At 40.1% G+C, this 782-nt stretch carries 1 pseudogene; it reads right to left on the bottom strand.

The window, feature by feature from the left end:
* Positions 1-782 (bottom strand): annotated as a pseudogene (locus tag SY27_RS18830) (RHS repeat-associated core domain-containing protein); the annotation flags it as partial.

Below are 782 nucleotides of genomic sequence, written 5' to 3'. Positions count from 1 at the left end.
TTTTGGGTAATAAGCTGTTCTGGCAGACTGTTTATTTGCTGTTTGTGTTGGGTTAAACGATCTTGTGGGGAATAGCTAAAACGATCGGTAACCGTTAGTACTGTAGCATTAGTGTCGTATTTATGAGTGGTAACGGTATATTCGGTTTTTCCAGCCCAATCGAGTTTAGAATCTACTTGTGTAAATCCACCTAAATGGTTACTAGTATAGGAACGTACTGGTCTATAACGATCATCGTATAAAGTATAGCTGGTTTCTACTCCATTTGGGTTGGTATTGTTCATCACTCTCACCCATGAACCGGTTGGTAAGCCTTTCACATTGGTAGCWATRGTCTGGCCTTCCACTTGCGTCGGTACAGGGTTTGGAACACCTAAAAGGGTGTAATTATCATAATAATTTTTGGTTAAAATAAGGTCATCTCCAGCGAAAGCGAAAGGGTTACTTCCAGTGTTTATACTATTTTGTTTTGCGGCTCTTTCAGATGCCGTAACAGTCATTTGTTTCCAACCCRTTTGGRTYACTCTTCCAAAAACATCATATTCCGTTATCATCCAGCCTACGATTGTTCCRCCATCAGGTATAAAAGCAGGTCCGGTAGCTACAGGTCGGTCTAGTTTGTCATAAACAATAAATTCCCATTGTTTACCCGGTARTTTCTTTTCTACTAATCGGTTGCGATGGTCGTATTTGTATTGATAGCCTAGATTATCCAAGTTAGCCTGATTGGCAATGCCTTCTGCTAATGGTGGAATCACATAGGTAAGATTACCAAATTGATC

The sequence above is a fragment of the Flavobacterium sp. 316 genome, from assembly GCF_000967805.1.
Lineage (GTDB): Bacteria > Bacteroidota > Bacteroidia > Flavobacteriales > Flavobacteriaceae > Flavobacterium > Flavobacterium sediminilitoris.
The sequence above is the reverse complement of the archived record's forward strand: the minus strand, read 5'-3'. Positions and strand labels throughout refer to the sequence as shown.